The sequence below is a fragment of the Urinicoccus massiliensis genome, assembly GCF_900120405.1.
GTDB lineage: Bacteria > Bacillota > Clostridia > Tissierellales > Peptoniphilaceae > Urinicoccus > Urinicoccus massiliensis.
Map to the genome: position 1 here is coordinate 975,799 of NZ_LT635493.1, position 19,244 is coordinate 995,042.

The following is a 19,244-nucleotide window of genomic DNA, read 5'->3' on the forward strand; positions in this document are numbered from 1 at the left end:
ATACTATATTTAAGGTCAAAGATGGTCAATAAATCTTATTGACGCAGAAAGGAAGAATGCTTATGGAATATAAAGATTATTATAAAATACTTGGTGTCGATAAGAAGGCGGACCAAAAAACCATAAAATCCCACTATCGGAAGTTGGCAAAAAAATACCATCCGGACTTGAATCCTGATGACAAGGTGGCCCAAGAAAAGTTTAAGGAAGTTTCTGAAGCCTACGAGGTCTTATCCGACCCGGAAAAGAGACAAAAGTATGATACTTTTGGTTCCAACTACAATTTCCAAGGGGGCGCAAACTTCGACCCAAGTCAATATGGCTACAGCTACAGTTCAACAGGAAACGGGTCTGATTTTTCTGACTTTTTTGACCTCATCTTTGGAGGGTCCAAGAAAAAGGCCAGTGGCGGATCCGGCGGTTTTGATTTTTCGGATATTTTTTCCGACCTTGGAGGCCGTCGAGGAGGCCGGGGGAGCAAAAAACCTCAAGACATTTACGAAAGTGACCTAACGGTATCCATCCAAGATGCCTACCAGGGAACCACCCGGTCCCTGGGCCTGAACTACCAGGGCAAAACCATTGATATGGATGTAAAAATTCCCGCGGGGATAACCGATGGAAAGAAGATTCGGATCAATGGGGCCAAGTATGGCCTGCCGGGGTCAGTCCTCTTTAAAATCCACGTTATGGATGGGATGAACCTATCCCTAAAGGGGGTTAACCTAACCAAGCTTGTGGAAATCACACCGGCCCAAGCAGCCCTAGGAGACCACATTACCGTGTCAACCCTGGATGGAAAAATCAAACTCAAGGTCCCCAGCCAAGTAAAATCCGGTCATAAACTCAGGGTCCCCAACAAGGGCTTTAAGGATATGAAGGGAAAGAGGGGCGACCTCTATATTGAATTTAAAATCAGCCTGCCGGCCAAGTTATCGCCGGAAGAAATAAAGTGTTATGAAGAATTAAGAAAATTAGAAAAAAATACAAGTAAATAAAGGAGGCGGGTATCATGAATTTTGAACGATTTACCCAAAAAAGTCTTCAAGGGGTCCAAGGGGCCCAAACCAGTGCCCAAAACTATGGCAACTCTGAAATAAAACCCATCCACCTGCACAAGGCCTTGATGGAAGACCCGGAAGGCTTAATTCCAAAAATTTTAACCTATATGAATATCTCTCCAGATGCAGTCCTAGCAGACCTTATTGCCGGTCTGGACCGCCTGCCCAAGCAAAGGGGTGGGTCTGTCTATCCTTCGGCAGATTTTCAAAAGGTCCTGCAAGATGCTGAAAAAATTGCCAAGGACTTTAAGGACGACTATGTCAGCGTAGAACACCTCTACCTGGCCCTGATGGATGGAGAGGACAAGTCCATCTTTAAAAAATACGGCATTGACAAGGACGGTTTTTTAAAGGCCCTGAAGAAGATTCGAGGCAACCAACATGTGACAACAGACAATCCCGAAGCCAGCTATGAAGCCCTGCAAAAGTATGGCCGGGATGTGACAGAAGATGCCAGACAGGGCCGGATGGATCCTGTCATCGGTCGGGATGATGAAATTCGTAATGTCATCCGGATCTTATCTCGTAGAACCAAGAACAACCCTGTTTTAATTGGGGAACCTGGTGTAGGAAAAACGGCCATTGTAGAAGGCCTGGCCCAAAGGATCATCAACAAGGATGTGCCAGACGGTTTAAAGGATAAGACCATCTACTCCCTGGACATGGGGGCCCTGATTGCCGGAGCCAAGTACCGTGGAGAATTTGAAGAAAGACTCAAGGCAGTTTTAAATGAAGTTAAGGACTCCCAAGGGCAAATTTTGCTTTTCATTGACGAAATCCACACCATTGTTGGTGCTGGGAAAAGCGAAGGAGCCATGGATGCCGGCAACCTCTTAAAGCCCCTTTTGGCCCGGGGAGAACTCCACATGATTGGGGCCACAACCCTGGACGAATACCGAAAGTATATTGAAAGCGACCAGGCTTTGGAAAGGCGCTTTCAAAAGGTCATGGTGGCAGAACCCAGCGTAGAGGACACCATTTCCATCCTCAGGGGTCTCAAGGAAAAATACGAAATCTATCATGGAATCCGCATTTCAGATGGGGCCGTCATTGCAGCCTCTACCCTGTCTGACCGCTATATCACAGACCGATTTTTACCCGACAAGGCCATTGACCTTATGGACGAAGCCTGTGCCATGTTAAGGACAGAAATTGAATCCATGCCGACAGAAGTCGATGAAGTCCGTCGCAAGATTCTTCAATTGGAGATTGAAGCCCAAGCCTTGAAAAAGGAAACAGACGAGGGGTCCAAACGCCGTCTGGAAAATTTAGAAAATGAATTGGCAGAAGAAAAGGCCAAGTACGACGCCTTAAAGGCCCAATGGGAAAATGAGAAGAAGGCCCTGGATGGCCAAAAGACCATTAAGGAAAGAATCGACCGGGTTAAACACCAAATTGAAGATGCAGAAAGACGCTATGACCTGGAAGAATTGTCCCAATTAAAATATGGGGAACTTCCCAAACTTCAAGAAGAATTAAAGGCCAGTATGGGGAATGAAAAACCCAAAAACTCCATGGTAAAAGAAGAAGTTACAGAAGAAGAAATTGCCCAAGTCGTCAGCAAGTGGACAGGGATTCCCGTAGCCAAGTTGGCCCAAACAGAAAGAGACAAGCTCCTGCAAATGGATAGCCTCTTGAAAAAACGGGTCTTTGGCCAAGACCAAGCCATTGATGCCGTTAGCGATGCCGTCTTACGGGCAAGGGCAGGTCTCAAGGCTCAAAACCGTCCTATTGGCTCTTTTATTTTCCTGGGCCCCACCGGGGTTGGAAAGACAGAAACAGCCAAGGCCCTGACAGAACTCCTCTTTGACGATGAGCGCAACATGATCCGGATTGACATGAGTGAATATATGGAAAAGCACTCCGTCTCCCGCCTGGTAGGGTCTCCTCCAGGATATGTGGGCTATGACGAAGGAGGACAATTAACCGAAGCCGTCCGCCGGGCTCCCTACAGTGTCATCTTGTTTGATGAAATTGAAAAGGCCCATCCCGACGTCTTTAACATCCTTCTCCAAGTCTTGGACGATGGTCGGTTGACAGACAACCAAGGCCGGACAGTGGACTTTAAAAATACCGTTATCATCATGACGTCCAATATTGGGTCTTTGGACCTTATTGAAAGCATTGAAGACCACGGGGAAATCACTCCAGAAGCTCAGGAAAGAGTCCAAGGACAATTAAAGGCTGCCTTTAAGCCGGAATTTTTAAACCGGATTGACGATATTGTTCTCTTTAAGCCCCTGGGCAAGGAAGAAATGGACAAGATTGTCCGTCTCCAAGTCCAAGTCATTGCAGACCAATTAAAAGACCGCAACATCCACTTAAGCATTGACGAAGATGCCGTGGACTATATTGTAGACCAATCCTTTGATATCCAATACGGGGCAAGACCTGTAAAAAGATATATCCAAAGGACCCTGGAAACCAAGCTCAGCCGTTTGATCATCCAAGGAGATGTCCAAGACAACGACAATCTCAAGGTGGTCAAGGGTCAAGATGACCTGGAAATTGTCCACAGTTAAAAGAATAGAGATAAAAAACTACCCAAGGAAAGTTTTTAAGCAAGTCGTTTAAAAGCATCTTCCTTGGGTATGCTTATTATGGAAGGAAATGTGCCGCCCTAAGGAGCAGGCTCTTCCAAAATTTTTCTTAAAAGGCCAAAAAAGGGAAAAATCCAAGAAACAAGGAAAACTTTCCCGGATAAATTCAGGGGTCAAAAAGACCTAAAAGCTTGTATTTTACAAAGCATGGGCCTTTCGTCAACTTTCTGACATATTGACATTTTAAGAAGAATTACAGTATAATAGTAATGAACATTGCAAACGGTTTAGCGGGATCAAGCAATGCATCATTTGTACGACTGTAGTTTAGAATAGTTAGTGTAAAAAGGAGTATGTTACTATGAAAAAAGTAGTCATTGCAAGTGCAGCCAGAACACCAGTAGGTTCTTTCGGAGGAGCATTTAAGACTGTTCCGGCTGTTGAACTAGGGGTTATTGCAGCAAAAGAAGCCATCAAACGTGCAGGAATTACACCTGACCAAGTTGATGAAGCAGTTATCGGAAATGTTTTACAAGCAGGTCTTGGCCAAAACATTGCCCGTCAAGTTGTTCTAGGAGCAGGATGCCCCATTACAACACCAGCTATGACTTTAAATAAGGTTTGTGGTTCTGGTTTACGGTCTGTTTCTCTAGCAGCTCAAATGATCAAGGCTGGAGATGTTGACGTTGTATTAGCCGGTGGGACTGAATCTATGTCCTGTTCTCCCTACCTTATTCCTGATGCACGTTGGGGAGCTCGTATGGGCGACAAAAAAATCATAGATGAAATGATTAAAGACGGTCTTTGGGACGCTTTCAACGATTACCACATGGGTATGACTGCAGAAAACATTGCTAAGAAATTTAACATCACTCGTGAAATGCAAGACCAACTTGCTGTAACTAGTCAAAACCGTGCTGAAAAAGCCCGGGCTGAAGGTGCTTTTGACGAAGAAATCGTACCTGTAGAAGTTAAGGGACGTAAAGAAACAAAAGTTATCGACAAAGATGAACACATCCGTGACGGAGTTACTCTAGAAGGTATTTCCGGTTTAAAACCAGCCTTCTTAAGAGATGGCACAGGTTCTGTTACTGCTGCTAATGCTTCTGGTATCAATGATGGAGCTGCTATGCTTGTGATCATGAGTGAAGAAAAAGCAAAAGAACTTGGTGTAGAACCCCTAGCAACTATCGTAAACTACGCTTCCGCAGGTGTGGATCCAAGCATCATGGGAACCGGCCCAATTCCATCTTCAAGAAAAGCTCTTGAAAAATCTGGTTGGGAAGTTAAGGATGTAGACCTAATTGAAGCAAACGAAGCTTTTGCAGCTCAAGCAGCAGCTGTTGCTGAAGAATTAGAATTAGACATGGACAAGGTAAATGTCAACGGTGGAGCCATTGCCATTGGTCACCCCATTGGAGCCAGTGGAGCCCGTATCCTAACTACCCTACTTTATGCCATGAAACACAGAGACGCCAAGAAGGGTCTTGCAACCTTATGTATCGGTGGAGGTATGGGTACAGCCCTTACTGTAGAACGTGACTAATAGGGTCTCAAACAAAGCTGAAAGGGAGTGAGGACATGGCCTACAAGTATTTAATTACAGAAGTAAATGATGCAATTGCCCTAGTAAAAATTAACAAGCCCGAAAGTTTAAATGCCTTAAACAGTGAAGTGATTACAGAACTCAATGATTGTTTTAGGAAGCTGGACAAGGACCAAGAGGTGAAAGTGGTCATTCTGACTGGAGAAGGAAAGAGCTTCGTTGCCGGGGCAGACATTGCAGAAATGTCCAGCCTCGATGCAACAGAAGGCAATTCCTTTGCCAGAAAGGGCATGGACACCTTCCTCTTGATTGAAAAGTTGTCCAAACCGGTTATTGCTGCAATTAACGGCTTCGCCCTCGGTGGAGGGTGCGAGTTGTCCCTGGCTTGTGATATCCGTATCGCCTCGACAAAGGCCCTGATGGGACAACCGGAAGTGGGTCTGGGAATCACTCCCGGCTTTGGTGGCACCCAAAGACTTGCACGGACCATTGGACCGGGTAAGGCCAAGGAATTGATTTTCAGAGCCAACAACATCAAGGCCGATGAAGCCTTGGAAATTGGCCTGGTCAACAAGGTTGTGGAAGCGGAAGACTTAATGGACGAAGCCATGAAGATGGCCAAGGAAATTGCATCCAAGTCCCAATTGGCGATTCGCTATGCCAAACAAGCCATTAATGATGGCCTGCAAACAGACATTGATACAGGAATGGATATCGAAAGAGCCAACTTTGCCCTGTGTTTTGCAACAGAGGACCAAAAAGAGGGCATGAAGGCCTTTTTGGAAAAGAGAAAACCGGAGTTTAAGGGGCGTTAACCCTGTCGGCAAGCTCTCTAAGATGTGTTAGGAGGAAATAGCATATGAAAATTGGTGTGATTGGTTCAGGAACCATGGGATCTGGCATTGCCCAAACATTAGCCAGCAAGCACGAAGTGATTATTCGGGATATTGCTCCAGAACAATTGGAAAGAGCAATTCAAACCATTGATAAAAACTTAAGCCGTAGTGTTAAAAAAGAACGCATGACAGAAGAAGAAAAACAAGCTGTTCTGGCAAACATCAAAACCACAGACAAGCTTGAAGATGTCAAAGATTGTGACCTGGTCATTGAAGCAGCAACAGAAAATGCAAAAATTAAAAAACAAATTTTTACAGAACTCTGCCAAGTTTGCGATGAAAAGACCATCCTGGCATCCAACACTTCTTCCCTATCCATTACAGATATTGGAGCAGCAACCCAAAGACCCGACAAGGTCATTGGTATGCACTTCTTTAACCCGGTGCCCATGATGAAATTGGTTGAAGTCATTCGTGGAATGCTTACTTCCGACGAAACCAACCAAAAAATCATTGACATTGCCAAGGAAATCGGCAAGACTCCTGTTCAAGTAGAAGAAGCTCCCGGCTTTGTTGTAAACCGGATCCTAATTCCAATGATCAACGAAGGAATTGGCATCTATGCAGATGGCATTGCCAGTGCAGAAGATATTGATACAGCCATGAAGCTTGGGGCCAACCACCCCATGGGACCCTTGGAACTTGGGGACCTTATTGGTCTGGATGTTTGTCTGGCCATTATGGATGTTCTCTATACAGAATTTGGGGACAGCAAGTATCGGGCCCATCCACTTCTAAAGAAGATGGTCAGGGCTGGACGCCTGGGTCGCAAGACCGGCCAAGGCTTCTACGACTACAGCAAATAAAAGAACTTTTCTGCAGGTTGACTTCGGTTAGCCTGCAGTTTTTTTCTGTCCAAAAGGGCCTCCAAGGGGAGAAAAAAAGAAAAGATATTGAAAACCGCCATGAAATTATGTAAAATAAAACTATAGACAAGAAATGGAGTGAAAATCATGGTTGGGAAAATCTTCAAAGGACTTGGACTTGAAAAACAAGGCTATCAGGAGCTTGTTTTGTCCAAGTTCAACCATGACAAGTATCTAACAGACCCTTGTCCACAAGTCCATAAGAGCCGTTTCTTTAGAAAACACCAAAATAAACCAAGGAGTTTATGCAGACCCTTCCGGGGAGAAAGTCGCCGGGGGATAAAAGATGACCACTGGGCCCTTTTAGGGGTTTCTTTGTGAGCTCTACTGCTAAACTCCTTTTTTGTGTGAATTTTAACTAGACCGGCTTTAAATTGGGTATAAATAAAAAGTATGAAAAATCAACGATTTAAAAATGGGGGTGAAGGATATGAGTGATGCTGCTGTTGAAAAAATTCAATTGGCTGAAAAAGAGGCAGAAGACCTATTGGCTGCCAGTAGGGCCAAGAGCAAGGAAATCTTGGACCAGGCCAGGGAAGAAGCAGATTCTCTATATAAAGACCTTATAGACCGCGCCAGAAAGATGGAAGAGGAGAAGATTCGGGACATGGAAAAAAAGGCCCAAGAAGATTCTCAAGACCTCCTGGCCAAAACAGATAGCCAAGTCCAAAGGCTGGAAGACATGAAGAAAGAGGATTTTCCGGACCTGGTGAAATCGATTGTAGAAAAGGTTGTGGTTTAGTGGCTATTGTCAAGATGAAAAAGTTCCGCCTTTTTTCCTTTAAGGAAAAGAGACGCCAGCTTTTAGATGAATTGCAAAACTTTGAAGATGTGTATTTAATTGAAAGTAAGTCTGAAAAAGAAGACCTGACCTACAACAGGGAGGACATTGTCAGCACCGATGCGGCCATCCACCAGGTCAAGTTTATCATTGACTTTTTAGAAGGCTACCAGGAGGAAAAGCCCAAGCTCCGGGAGCTCATTGACGGAAACAAGACCCTTAGCCTGGAAGAAATCCGGCAAAGGGCCCAAATTTTTCCCTACCAGGACCACTATGAAGAGGTCCTAGACATCTACCACCGAATTGAAGATGGGCATATGGCCATAGAGAAAATTTCCGGTCATATTGAAGAACTCAAGCCCTGGGAAAAACTTCCTGTGGCCCCGGGAGACCTAGATAAGTTCACCAGGGTCAAGGCCATAACCGGCCAGGTCCCCAGTCGCTACTACCAAGAATTTGAAAAAAAGATCCTGGACCTGGACTATGTCTACCTGGACAGGGTCTACCAAGACAAGGACTACAGCTACTACCTGGTGGTGGTGGAAAAATCCCAAGAAAAAGAAGCAGCAGACCTCTTTAAAAGGCTGGGATTTTCTTCAGTAGACTTAAAAGTCAAGGGTCGGGTTCGGGATATGATTCAAAGAAGCCAGGACTTAATTGAAAAAAGAGACCAAGAAATCCACCTGGCTGAGGAAGATGCCCACAAGATGACTGTCTATTTGGAAGATTTTCAAGTCTACCATGACTACTTAAAAAATGAGCGCTTTAAACTTGCCTCTTCGGAAAAATTCCTAACGACGAAAAACATGGACTTAATTGAAGGCTATGTTCCCAGTCCTGCCTTGACAGACTTTGAAGACAGGGTCCAAAAGATTTTAGGTCAAGACTACTATCTTTTGACCCAGGATGCGGACCGGGATTCTCAAGAAGTTCCCATCCTCTTAAAGAACAACCGGCTGGTAAAGCCCTTTGAGCTTTTAACCAGCATGTATGCCTATCCAAAATACAATGAAATTGACCCCACGCCCTTTTTCGCCCCCTTCTACTTCCTCTTTGCAGGAATTATGGTTGGGGACTTGGGCTATGGACTTTTGGTCTTTATCGGGACCCTTTTGGCCCTGAAGTGTTTCAACCTGGACAAGGGGAAACGGCAGTTTATTCAATTTTTTAACTACCTATCCATTTCGACCATGATTTGGGGCTTGATTTTCGGCTCCTTCCTGGGAGGAATTGTCCCCCTGCCGTCCTTAATTGACCCGGCCAACCAGGTTATGGAAATGGTTCTTTTATCCATGGTCCTGGGAGGTATCCACCTCTTCTTTGGCCTGGGCCTCCAAGCCTATATGGACATCCGGGACCACAAACCCCTGGATGCCTTGTATGACGTAGGTTTTTGGTATATGACCCTGGTAGGGGCTATTGGAACAGGAATCTCCAAGGTCCTAACCATCCAACCCCTGGTGGCAAAAATTTTATTTGTCACCATGATTATCGGTATGGTAGGGATCCTCTTGACGGGAGGTCGGGCGGAAAAAAGCATTGGTGGCAAGATTGGCTGGGGGGTTTACTCTCTCTACGGTTTGGCCAACTACATTGGAGACTTTGCCTCCTATTTCCGGCTCATGGCCTTGGTTTTATCCGGCTCTTTTATTGCCGTTGCCGTCAACATGATTTCAGGTATTTTATTTGGCAAGGGAATTTTAGGAATTCTCTTTGGCCTAGTTATTTTCTTAGTTTTCCAACTTTTTAATGCATTTTTATCCTATCTATCAGCCTATGTCCATACGGCCCGACTGACTTATGTAGAAATGTTTAATAAGTTCTATGAAGGGGGAGGACGCCCCTTCCGGAAGTTTGTTGAAGATTCTGAATATTTCAATGTGAAATAATTTAAGGAGGAAAGAATAATGACAGTAGCATTAACAGATTTATTTGCAGCAAATGGTGGTTTAGTATTGGGGGCACTTGGTGTCTTGTTCGCAGTGGCCCTAGCTGGAATTGGCTCAGCCAAGGGTGTAGGAATGGCCGGGGAAGCAGCTTCTGGCGTCGTTATTGAAGAACCGGAAAAATTCGGTAAGTCTTTGGTTCTACAATTGTTACCAGGAACCCAAGGTCTTTACGGCTTTGTAATTGGCTTTTTTATCTTCTTGAACCTTAAGCCAGAACTGGAAGTAAGTACAGGTTTTATGTACATGATCTCCGGGGGCATCATTGGCCTAGGCGGTTTATTCTCAGCCATTGCCCAAGGTAAGGTGGCCGTTGGCGGGATCAACATCCTGGCCAAAAATGAAGAACAACAAGTTAAGGGAATTATCTACGCAGTTATGGTTGAATTGTACGCCATTCTTGCCTTTGCTATTTCCTTCTTCATCATGATGCAAGCCTAGGAGGACCTATGTCGAATTTAGATAACATTTTAGAAAAAATTCATGCCGATGCAGAAAATGAAGCTAAAGTTATCTTAGACCAAGCCAATAGAGAAAAAGAAGCCATTCTGGCAGAAAAGAAAAAACAGGGGGAAGACGACTACCATAGGATCCTTAAAAAGGCTGAAGAAGAAGCCAAGGTGGCCTATGAAAAGGTCAAGTCTAAAAACAGCCTCAAGTCCAGAGACCGGATTCTTGCCAAGGAAGAAGAAGTGGTAGATGCCGTCCTGGCCCGGGTTAAGGACCAGTTAAAGGCCATGGATAGCCAGAGCTTTATAGGCTATCTAAAAAAAGCCCTGGCCCAAGTGGGCGACAGCCAAGCCTACTCTTTAAGAGTTCCGGAAAAATACTACCAAGAGGTTCAAAAGGAAAACCTCCCTGTAAGGCTTCTGGAAGATTTTGTAGACCAAGGATTTGTCTTATCTTCTGGAAATATTATCTATAACGGCAGCTTTGATAACTTGATAGAGTCTAAAAAGGACGAATTGGAAAAGATGGTTTCAGACCAGCTGTTTGAAAAATAGGAGGAAAAATGGATAGAAGTAAATTCATCCAAGCTTCTGCAAGGATTCGGGTCTTAGAGAAAAAACTTTTAAACCAGGCCAGCTACCAAAGGCTGGTGGAAAGCAAAAGTCTAAGCGAGGCCCTGCACATCTTGTCCGACTCAGTCTACCAAACAGCCATCCATTCCCTGGGAAATGACCGGGACTATGAATATGTCTTGAAACAAGAGCTTGTCAAGACCTTTAAGGACCTGTATGAAATTTCACCGGACCCAGGGCCTGTGGACCTCTTGTCCGTGGAATACTACTACCACAACCTCAAGGTCTTGGCCAAGGAAAGCATGACCCAGCAAGACTTGGAAACCTCTTATGTTTCCCTGGGGCTTTTGGATATTAAAAAGGCCCAGGACCTTTTAAACAACCATGAAGGCAAGATTGCCTCCAAGAGTTTGTCTAGGGCCATAAAAATCGTGGAAGAGGCCATGGCCATCTATGAAGAGTGGTCAGATCCTCAGGACATTGACCTCTACATCGACCGGGCACAAATCCAGAGGATGCAAGAGCTGGTGGATGAAATGGACGTAGACATGTTTCGGGACTATATAAAGGCCTATATTGACTTTTCCAACATAGGGACCTTCTTCCGGAACAAGACCAAGGTTATGGACTTAAAGTTTTTACAAAAGGTCCTTTATGATGGCGGGGAAATTCCCAAAAAAGACTATTACGACTACCTAAATGCAGAACTGGATAGTGACAGCAAGATCTTTACCCAGACGAAAATTGCCAAGTATGTCCGGCGAGGCCTGGACGTTTTTGATGAGAAAAACTCCCTGGGCCAACTGGAAGCCGAACTGAACCGGTATTGCATGGACTTGATTAAACAAAGCAAGACCATGACCTATGGGCCGGAAGTAATTTTTTCTTATGGCCTGGCCAAGGAAATGGAAATCAAAAACTTGCGCTTGATTTTAATTGCCAAGGCCAATGACATTCCCAGTGAAAGTATAAAAGAAAGGCTACGTGATAGTTATGTATAGGATCGCAGTTCTTGGAGATAAGGATTCGGTAACGGCCTTTAAAGCCCTGGGAATTGATGTGTATATTGCCTACGAAGCAGAAGAGGCGAGAGATCAAATTGATGGTTTGGCCAAGGACCAATACGGGGTGATTTTCATCACCGAAGACCTGGCCCAAAAGATACCAAAAACCATTGCAAGATACGACGAAGTAATGACACCGGCGATTATTTTAATTCCATCCAACAAGGGAAGCCTTGGCATTGGCATGGACAAGCTCAACAAAAATGTTGAAAAAGCCGTTGGTGCAAATATATTGTAAGGGGGACTTTTTTGAAACAAGGAAAGATAATAAAAGTATCCGGCCCTCTTGTTGTGGCATCGGGCATGGAAGATGCCAATGTCTATGACGTTGTGGAGGTTTCAGATAACAAACTCATTGGTGAAATTATAGAAATGCGGGGGGACAAGGCCTCCATCCAAGTATATGAAGAAACCACCGGGATAGGCCCTGGAGATGTGGTTGTTACAACAGGTTTGCCCCTGTCTGTAGAGCTGGGACCCGGACTTTTAGAGCAGATGTTTGATGGAATTCAAAGACCACTGCAAAGCTTACAAGACCTGGCAGGAGACTTTTTAGAAAGAGGCGTCACAGCCTACCATTTAAACCGGGAAAAGAAATGGACCTTTAAGGCCACAGCCAAGGTGGGGGACCAAGTGGAAGCCGGAGACATCCTAGGCCAGGTCCAAGAAACACCAGTTATTGTCCATAAGATTATGGTGCCCAATGGGGTGGCAGGGAAGATTCTTGAAATTAAGGAAGGAGACTTTACCGTTGACCAAACCATTGCTGTTTTAGAAACAGAAAAGGGCAAAAAAGAATTAAATATGATCCAAAAGTGGCCCGTCCGTCGCGGCCGGCCCTACCAAAAGAAGGTTGACCCCAACACTCCTTTGGTAACAGGACAAAGGGTTATTGATACCTTCTTCCCCATTACAAAAGGGGGAACTGCAGCTATTCCAGGACCCTTTGGATCTGGGAAAACAGTGGTTCAACATCAATTGGCAAAATGGGCCGATGCTGAAATTGTGGTTTATGTAGGTTGCGGAGAACGTGGAAATGAAATGACTGACGTATTGATGGAATTCCCAGAATTGATTGACCAAGAAACTGGCGAATCCATTATGAAGCGGACGGTTTTAATTGCCAACACCTCCAACATGCCAGTAGCCGCTCGGGAGGCCTCCATCTATACAGGGATTACCATTTCCGAATACTACCGGGACATGGGTTATTCCGTAGCCATGATGGCAGATTCCACCTCTCGTTGGGCCGAAGCCCTGCGGGAAATGAGTGGTCGTTTGGAAGAAATGCCTGGTGATGAAGGTTACCCAGCCTACTTGGCATCTCGGATTGCTGAATTCTATGAACGAGCTGGCCGGGTGGAATGTATGGGTCAAGACCAAAGAGAAGGAGCTCTTTCCGTCATTGGAGCCGTGTCTCCACCAGGAGGGGATATTTCTGAACCCGTTACCCAAAACACCCTGCGGATTGTAAAGATCTTCTGGCGTCTGGACTACGACCTGTCCTACCAACGCCACTTCCCTGCCATTAACTGGATTGATTCCTATTCCCTCTACCAAGGGAAAATCGACAAGTACCTGGACCAAAACGTCAACAAGGACTTTTCCAACTACCGGAAACAAGCCATGGCCCTCTTACAGGAGGAAACATCCCTCTTGGAAATTGTCCGCCTGGTTGGACGGGACACCCTGTCTGAAAAAGACCAGTTTAAATTGGACATTAGCAAGTCTTTGAGAGAAGACTACCTCCAACAAAATGCCTTCCATGATGTGGACACCTATTGCTCCCTAGAAAAGCAATACAAGATGCTCTACACCATCTTGAACTTCTACGATAAGGGCCTCAAGGCCTTGGACAATGGAGCATATCTGGAAGAAATTGAAGAATTAGATGTTGTGGAAAAAATTTCCAGAATGAAATATGTTTGTGAATGTGACCTGGAAGAGATTGATGCCATCAATGAGAGCATCGACCAAGAAACCAAGGCTCTATACCGGGAGAGGGGTGACATGAATGCTTAAAGAATACAAGTCTGTAAACGAAGTTGTGGGCCCTTTGATGATGGTGGAAGGCGTAGAAGGTGTTAACTATGAAGAACTAGTGGACATCCAAATGCAAACAGGAGAGCACCGCCGAGGTAGGGTTATTGAAATCGACCAAGACAAGGCCATGGTGCAAATCTTTGAAGGATCCAGTGGGATTAACCTAAAGGACACCTCTGTCCGTTTCCTGGGTCGTCCCTTGGAACTTGGTGTCAGCAAGGACATGATTGGCAGGGTCTTTGACGGCCTGGGCCGTCCCATTGACGATGGCCCCAAGATTGTTCCCGATAAAAAAATCGATATCAACGGGACCCCTATCAACCCCGTTAGTCGGGACTATCCTTCGGAATTTATCCAAACAGGAGTTTCCGTTATTGATGGATTAAACACCCTGGTACGGGGGCAAAAACTCCCCATCTTCTCAGCAGCAGGTCTGCCCCATAATGACCTGGCCGCCCAAATTGCCCGGCAAGCCAAGGTATTGGGAGGAGGAGACTTCGCTGTTGTCTTTACAGCCATGGGGATTACCTTTGAAGAAGCCCAATACTTTATCGATGACTTAACAGAAACAGGCGCTATTGACCGGTCCGTTCTCTTTATGAACCTGGCCGATGACCCTGCCATTGAACGGTTGGCCACACCAAAAATGGCCCTGACTTGTGCCGAATACCTTGCCTTTGACCTGGGCATGCACGTTTTAGTTGTCATGACCGATATGACCAACTATGCAGAAGCCCTAAGGGAAGTTTCCGCAGCCCGGAAGGAAGTTCCTGGTCGTCGGGGTTACCCCGGTTACCTCTATACTGACTTAGCCGGTATCTATGAACGGGCCGGCCGAATCAAGGGACGGGAAGGATCCATTACCCAAATCCCCATCCTAACCATGCCAGAAGGGGACATCACCCACCCCATTCCTGACTTGACAGGCTATATTACAGAAGGACAAATCATCCTGTCCACAGAACTCTTCAAGCAAGGTCTAGAACCTCCCATCAATGCCATCCCATCCCTGTCTCGGTTGAAAGACAAGGGGATTGGTCAAGGCAAGACCCGGGAAGACCATGCCGACACCATGAACCAAATCTATGCAGCCTATACAGCTGGTAAGGATGCCAAGGAATTGTCCGCCATCTTGGGGGAAACAGCCCTGTCCAAGGCAGACAAGGCCTTTGCCAAATTTGCCGACGAGTTTGAAAAACGCTATGTATCCCAAGGCTTTTACACCAACCGGTCCATTGAAGAAACCCTGAACCTGGGTTGGGAGCTCTTGAGTTACATTCCCAGAACCGAGCTCAAGAGAATTGATGATAAGCTCATTGAAAAATACCTAGGCCAGGATGAAGGAAGTCAAGAGATAGAAGAAGAGGAATAATATGACTGTTTTAAATATTAATCCTACCCGGATGAACCTCTCCCTACTGAAAAAAAGATTGTCCACCTCCACCCGGGGGCACAAACTTTTAAAAGACAAGCAGGATGAGCTCATGCGGCAATTTATCGACCTGATTAAAGAAAACAAACGCCTCAGGGGAGAGGTAGAAAGAGAATTGGCCCTTTCCTTCCAAGACTTTTTACTGGCCTCGGCCCTTATGAGTCCGGAAATGTTGGAAGCTGCCATCTCCATCCCCATCAAGAGGACCTACCTGGATATCCAAGTGGAAAATGTCATGAGTGTCCAGGTTCCCAAGATGACCTTTAAAACCGAGGACATTGCAGTCAATGATTCCGGCCTGCCCTATGGCTATTTGGAAACAACAGCCGACCTAGACGAGGCCATGATGAAATTAAACCAAGTCCTCCAAAGACTCTTGGACCTGGCCCAAAAGGAAAAAGCCGCCCAGCTTATGGCCGATGAAATTGAAAAGACCAGACGCCGGGTCAACGCCTTGGAATTTAGAACCATCCCCGACCTGGAAGACACCATTAAATACATCCGGGCCAAGTTGGATGAAAATGAACGGGCCAACATCACCAGGTTGATGAAGGTCAAGGACATTATTTCCAAGGAAGAGGAAAAAGAAGAAAAAAGAAAAAGAAGAATTGAAGAATTAGAAGCTTGAAAAAATGCCAAAGGTTGCCTTTGGCATTTTCTTTAGTCTTTTTACTAAGGAACTATTCTCCTTTCCTATGGCCATATCAGAGCTAGGGAAAAATTTTCGTAAGAGGAGATTCTTGGCCGAGATTTTGTTATAATAAAAGGTAAATTTGACTTGAAGGGTGATGTAATGAAAAGATTGAAACAAGTCCTTGTGGGGATGTTAATTCTTGCCGTGGTCTTGACACCGGGGCCGTCCTTTGCCATGGAGGAGCCGAAAATTACGGCAAAAGGGGCCATTGTTATGGATTATGACACAGGCCAGGTCCTTTATGAAAAAAATGCGGACAAGGCCTATTCTTCGGCCTCCATGGCCAAGGTGATGACGGCTTATTTGATCCTGGACGCCATCCACCGGGGAGACCTTAGCTGGGATACGATGATTCCGATTTCGGACAAGGCCCGGACCCAATCTCCTTGGGACAAAACTCCCTTTGCTGAAGAGGAGCGTTTGGGAGACTTGTTTGACCCCTACATGGTTCGGAGCAACAACCAAATGGGGATTGCTATTGCGGAATACATGGGTGGTGGTTCGGAGGACGGCTTTGTGGACCTAATGAACCAAAAGGCCAGGGACCTGGGGCTGGATGCTTATTATACGGAGGCCAACGGCCTCAAGCCCAACCAAGTGACAGCCAGGGCCCAGGCGCTTTTGACCCGGTCCATTATCAAGGAATATCCGGAGATTTTAAAGACCACGTCCAAGCACCAGGCCCGGTTTAAAGACCAGGTCTACCGGTCCACCAACAAATTTTATCGAGACTTTCGTTACTTCAAAGGCGTGGACGGTTTTAAAACAGGGTCGGCTCCCTATTCGGGCCAATGTCTCACCACAACTTGTACCCGCCGGGGCAGGCGGTTGATCTCTGTGGTCATGGGTTCCCAGGGCAAGGACCGGCGCTACTATGACACCATGAAGATAATAAACTATGCTTGCGAACTTTCCACCACTTCCCCCTGGGCAAAAGATGTTCCTAAACGTGCCGACCGGGAGAATATGAACACGGCCGCCTACAAGGGGCTGGCAACTTTTCGGGGGAGAGAACCCATGAGCCGGGGAGAATTTACCCTATTGATGGCCCTGACCCTGGCCTTGCCCATGGAGGAAGGCCAGACGGAATTTAGGGATGTCCCGGAGGATGCCTACTATGCCAAGGCCATTGCTGCCGCCAAAAAGGCCGGCCTAGTGGATGGGTACGGAGAGGGTATCTTCCGCCCGGAAAAACTCATCAGTCGTGAGGAAATGGCCCGGATGGTTTACGCCGCCATGGGCTATGATGACTCCTCTGTGGATCCTTCCTTTAAGGACTGGGAAAAAATCCACCCCCTATACCGCAAGGCCGTGGCGGGTTTAACAGCGCGTAAAATTTTACATGGCCGCAGTGGGGGCCTCTTCGCTCCCCAGGGGACAGCCAGCCGGGAGGAAGCCAGCCTGATGATGTTGAACTTAAGAGACCAAGTGGAGAAAAAATCATAGAATGCCAATGACAAAGCTCTAGGCTTTCCTGCTAAGCCTGGAGCTTTTTCTTATGGGAAAAAGTAGGAATTGGATTGGAAAAGGCTTGGTTTATTTACAGGCCCTCCTATGGTATAATAAAAGAATAAAATTAAAAATAAAGAGATTAAAATAAAGGAGAGGTAGAGTGGAAAAAATTCAAGTCACTTCCAGCGGACCCCTAAGAGGCAAGGTCCGGGTTAGTGGAGCAAAAAATGCGGCTCTTCCCATCATTGCAGCATCCCTACTGGGGACAGAGGATATTTACCTAGAAGAGGTTCCGGACTTAAAAGATGTGAAAATTATGTGCCAGGTTTTGGAAAGCCTGGGGGCGGATGTCCAACCTTTGGGGCCTGGAGAATTGAAGATCAATGCCAGCAAGATCAACAACTATAAGACCAAGTATGAGCTCATGAGTAAGATGCGGGCCTCTTTTCTCGTCATGGGTCCCCTCTTGGGCCGTCTGGGCCGGACGGAAAATTCCCTGCCTGGGGGTTGCAACATCGGGTCCAGACCCATTGACCTCCACTTAAAGGGCTTCCGGGCCCTGGGTGTGGAAGTGGAAGAGGACATTGGAAATGTTTTAGCCTATACAGACCACTTACAGGGGGGGCGGATTTATTTGGACTTCCCCTCTGTAGGGGCTACAGAAAATATCATGATGGCGGCTGTTTTGGCCGAGGGAGAAACCATCATTGACAATGCCGCCATGGAACCGGAAATTGTGGACCTGGCCAGCTTTTTAGGCAAGTTGGGGGCCCGGGTTACCGGAGCTGGAACGTCCACCATCCGGATTCGAGGGGTCAAGGAGCTGGGAGGCACCAAGCACAGCATCATTCCCGACCGGATTGAAGCCGGTACCCTTATGGTGGCCGGAGCCATTACCGGTGGGGATGTCTTGGTTGAAAACATCATTCCCTCCCACATGAAACCCATTATAGCCAAGCTCCAAGAAGCTGGTTGCCTGGTGGAAGAATTTGACGATGCAGTCCGGGTCAAGGGGGGCCAAGACCTGAAGGCCATCAACATCAAGACCCTGCCCTATCCGGGTTTTCCTACGGACATGCAGGCCCAATTTATCGCCCTTATGACCCAGTGCAAGGGAACCAGTACGGCCATTGAAACTGTTTTTGAAAACCGCTTTATGCACGTAGATGAGCTGAAAAAAATGAAGGCGGACATCAGTGTAGATGAACGGGTGGCCATGATTAGCGGGGGTAAAAAGCTCAAGGGAGCCAAGGTCAATGCCACGGACTTAAGAGCCGGAGCCGCCTTAATCCTAGCCGGCCTGGTAGCCGATGGGGTCACTGAGGTGGGAGAAATCTACCATATTGACCGGGGCTATGAAAATATCGAAGAAAAATTTAGGAGTCTGGGGGCCAATATTCAAAGGGTCCAAGTAGACCAATAAATTTTAAAATAGGGGTGGAGACACCTCTATTTTTGTAGAAAAATTTAAGAGCATGCTTTTTTTGGTAAAAATTGGGTATAAAAGAAAGACTAAGAGGGCTATTTTACTTGGGACTAGAAACTTTTTGATTCTCGAGCCTTGGATAAAGAGTTTCAAGGATGGCCAAGAAAAGAGGAGATTTTTATGAAAAATAAGTGGAGAAATCTTTTTATCGCAGTGCTTATATGTGCTGTAGTTGGGGTAGTCTTAAGCTATTTGAATGGTGAAGGGGCCCATATAGTTGGCAATGAAAAAATCGCTGTAGCCATTGCCCTTGTAGGAGGTGCGATTCCCTTGTACAATTTATTTATAGGGCCAAAAAATAGGGGAGGAAAAAGGAAATAAGATAAGAAGCGGGTAAAACAAACTTGTTTAATAGAGCAAGAGATGAAAGAATCGTTGAATACAATTTAAGCTTTTGAATCTATCTTGTTTTATA

Annotated in this window: 18 protein-coding genes; all 18 read left to right on the top strand. The window is 46.0% G+C overall.

The annotated features are described in order from the left end of the window. The first annotated feature begins 62 nt into the window (after positions 1-62). The 18 genes from BQ7400_RS09205 (at position 63) to BQ7400_RS09290 (ending at position 19,150) form a co-directional block, all read left to right on the top strand. Positions 63-998 carry a J domain-containing protein gene (locus BQ7400_RS09205; protein ID WP_034437772.1) on the top strand — a complete coding sequence of 312 codons (936 nt, stop codon included), beginning with the start codon at positions 63-65 and terminating at the stop codon, positions 996-998. A 14-nt stretch (positions 999-1,012) separates the two neighbouring features. Then, entirely contained in the window at positions 1,013-3,583 is a 2,571-nt protein-coding gene (gene clpB / locus BQ7400_RS09210; protein ID WP_072470267.1) for an ATP-dependent chaperone ClpB, read from the top strand. Positions 3,584-3,962: 379 nt separating this feature from the next. Beyond that, positions 3,963-5,147, top strand: coding sequence for an acetyl-CoA C-acetyltransferase (locus BQ7400_RS09215; protein ID WP_072470268.1), 1,185 nt, complete (start codon positions 3,963-3,965; stop codon positions 5,145-5,147). Positions 5,148-5,182: 35 nt separating this feature from the next. Further along, the gene (locus tag BQ7400_RS09220; protein ID WP_072470269.1) at positions 5,183-5,962 is read left to right on the top strand and encodes an enoyl-CoA hydratase-related protein; all 780 of its coding nucleotides are present in this window, start codon (positions 5,183-5,185) and stop codon (positions 5,960-5,962) included. A 44-nt stretch (positions 5,963-6,006) separates the two neighbouring features. After that, positions 6,007-6,849, top strand: coding sequence for a 3-hydroxybutyryl-CoA dehydrogenase (locus BQ7400_RS09225; RefSeq protein WP_034437776.1), 843 nt, complete (start codon positions 6,007-6,009; stop codon positions 6,847-6,849). A gap of 147 nt (positions 6,850-6,996) precedes the next feature. Further along, a complete protein-coding gene (locus tag BQ7400_RS09230) occupies positions 6,997-7,230 on the top strand; it encodes a hypothetical protein (RefSeq protein WP_072470270.1) in 234 nt (77 codons plus the stop codon). 94 nt (positions 7,231-7,324) lie between these two features. After that, positions 7,325-7,651, top strand: a complete 327-nt coding sequence (locus BQ7400_RS09235; RefSeq protein ID WP_144019932.1) for a hypothetical protein — start codon at positions 7,325-7,327, stop codon at positions 7,649-7,651. Positions 7,652-7,665: 14 nt separating this feature from the next. Next, entirely contained in the window at positions 7,666-9,579 is a 1,914-nt protein-coding gene (locus tag BQ7400_RS09240; protein WP_245759430.1) for a V-type ATP synthase subunit I, read from the top strand. 18 nt (positions 9,580-9,597) lie between these two features. Further along, the gene (locus tag BQ7400_RS09245) at positions 9,598-10,077 is read left to right on the top strand and encodes a V-type ATP synthase subunit K (RefSeq protein WP_072470272.1); all 480 of its coding nucleotides are present in this window, start codon (positions 9,598-9,600) and stop codon (positions 10,075-10,077) included. A gap of 8 nt (positions 10,078-10,085) precedes the next feature. After that, positions 10,086-10,640 carry a V-type ATP synthase subunit E gene (locus BQ7400_RS09250; RefSeq protein WP_034437781.1) on the top strand — a complete coding sequence of 185 codons (555 nt, stop codon included), beginning with the start codon at positions 10,086-10,088 and terminating at the stop codon, positions 10,638-10,640. 8 nt (positions 10,641-10,648) lie between these two features. After that, on the top strand, positions 10,649-11,659 hold the full coding sequence (locus BQ7400_RS09255) for a V-type ATP synthase subunit C (RefSeq protein ID WP_072470273.1): 1,011 nt from the start codon (positions 10,649-10,651) through the stop codon (positions 11,657-11,659). After that, entirely contained in the window at positions 11,652-11,960 is a 309-nt protein-coding gene (locus tag BQ7400_RS09260; RefSeq protein WP_072470274.1) for a V-type ATP synthase subunit F, read from the top strand. Before BQ7400_RS09255 ends, BQ7400_RS09260 begins: the two co-directional genes overlap by 8 nt. 11 nt (positions 11,961-11,971) lie before the next feature. After that, positions 11,972-13,744 carry a V-type ATP synthase subunit A gene (locus BQ7400_RS09265; RefSeq protein ID WP_072470275.1) on the top strand — a complete coding sequence of 591 codons (1,773 nt, stop codon included), beginning with the start codon at positions 11,972-11,974 and terminating at the stop codon, positions 13,742-13,744. Beyond that, positions 13,737-15,137 (top strand): V-type ATP synthase subunit B, encoded by a 1,401-nt coding sequence (locus tag BQ7400_RS09270; protein ID WP_034437785.1) that lies wholly within the window; start codon positions 13,737-13,739, stop codon positions 15,135-15,137. The genes BQ7400_RS09265 and BQ7400_RS09270 overlap by 8 nt, the downstream gene beginning before the upstream one ends. 1 nt (position 15,138) lies before the next feature. Further along, positions 15,139-15,825, top strand: coding sequence for a V-type ATP synthase subunit D (locus tag BQ7400_RS09275; RefSeq protein WP_034437786.1), 687 nt, complete (start codon positions 15,139-15,141; stop codon positions 15,823-15,825). 165 nt (positions 15,826-15,990) lie between these two features. Further along, a complete protein-coding gene (locus BQ7400_RS09280; protein ID WP_072470276.1) occupies positions 15,991-17,337 on the top strand; it encodes an S-layer homology domain-containing protein in 1,347 nt (448 codons plus the stop codon). A gap of 166 nt (positions 17,338-17,503) precedes the next feature. After that, positions 17,504-18,766, top strand: a complete 1,263-nt coding sequence (gene murA, locus BQ7400_RS09285; protein ID WP_034437788.1) for a UDP-N-acetylglucosamine 1-carboxyvinyltransferase — start codon at positions 17,504-17,506, stop codon at positions 18,764-18,766. A gap of 138 nt (positions 18,767-18,904) precedes the next feature. After that, the gene (locus BQ7400_RS09290) at positions 18,905-19,150 is read left to right on the top strand and encodes a hypothetical protein (RefSeq protein WP_144019933.1); all 246 of its coding nucleotides are present in this window, start codon (positions 18,905-18,907) and stop codon (positions 19,148-19,150) included. The last annotated feature ends 94 nt before the right edge of the window (positions 19,151-19,244 follow it).

Bases quoted from the DNA above. Each gene is read 5' to 3' on its own strand.
- BQ7400_RS09245 (WP_072470272.1), top strand. From the start codon at position 9,598: ATGACAGTAGCATTAACAGATTTATTTGCAGCAAATGGTGGTTTAGTA.
- BQ7400_RS09215 (WP_072470268.1), top strand. From the start codon at position 3,963: ATGAAAAAAGTAGTCATTGCAAGTGCAGCCAGAACACCAGTAGGTTCT.
- BQ7400_RS09275 (WP_034437786.1), top strand. From the start codon at position 15,139: ATGACTGTTTTAAATATTAATCCTACCCGGATGAACCTCTCCCTACTG.
- BQ7400_RS09205 (WP_034437772.1), top strand. From the start codon at position 63: ATGGAATATAAAGATTATTATAAAATACTTGGTGTCGATAAGAAGGCG.
- BQ7400_RS09250 (WP_034437781.1), top strand. From the start codon at position 10,086: ATGTCGAATTTAGATAACATTTTAGAAAAAATTCATGCCGATGCAGAA.
- BQ7400_RS09220 (WP_072470269.1), top strand. From the start codon at position 5,183: ATGGCCTACAAGTATTTAATTACAGAAGTAAATGATGCAATTGCCCTA.
- BQ7400_RS09235 (WP_144019932.1), top strand. From the start codon at position 7,325: ATGGGGGTGAAGGATATGAGTGATGCTGCTGTTGAAAAAATTCAATTG.
- BQ7400_RS09240 (WP_245759430.1), top strand. From the start codon at position 7,666: ATGAAAAAGTTCCGCCTTTTTTCCTTTAAGGAAAAGAGACGCCAGCTT.
- BQ7400_RS09260 (WP_072470274.1), top strand. From the start codon at position 11,652: ATGTATAGGATCGCAGTTCTTGGAGATAAGGATTCGGTAACGGCCTTT.
- BQ7400_RS09280 (WP_072470276.1), top strand. From the start codon at position 15,991: ATGAAAAGATTGAAACAAGTCCTTGTGGGGATGTTAATTCTTGCCGTG.
- BQ7400_RS09270 (WP_034437785.1), top strand. From the start codon at position 13,737: ATGCTTAAAGAATACAAGTCTGTAAACGAAGTTGTGGGCCCTTTGATG.
- BQ7400_RS09255 (WP_072470273.1), top strand. From the start codon at position 10,649: ATGGATAGAAGTAAATTCATCCAAGCTTCTGCAAGGATTCGGGTCTTA.
- BQ7400_RS09225 (WP_034437776.1), top strand. From the start codon at position 6,007: ATGAAAATTGGTGTGATTGGTTCAGGAACCATGGGATCTGGCATTGCC.
- BQ7400_RS09230 (WP_072470270.1), top strand. From the start codon at position 6,997: ATGGTTGGGAAAATCTTCAAAGGACTTGGACTTGAAAAACAAGGCTAT.
- clpB (WP_072470267.1), top strand. From the start codon at position 1,013: ATGAATTTTGAACGATTTACCCAAAAAAGTCTTCAAGGGGTCCAAGGG.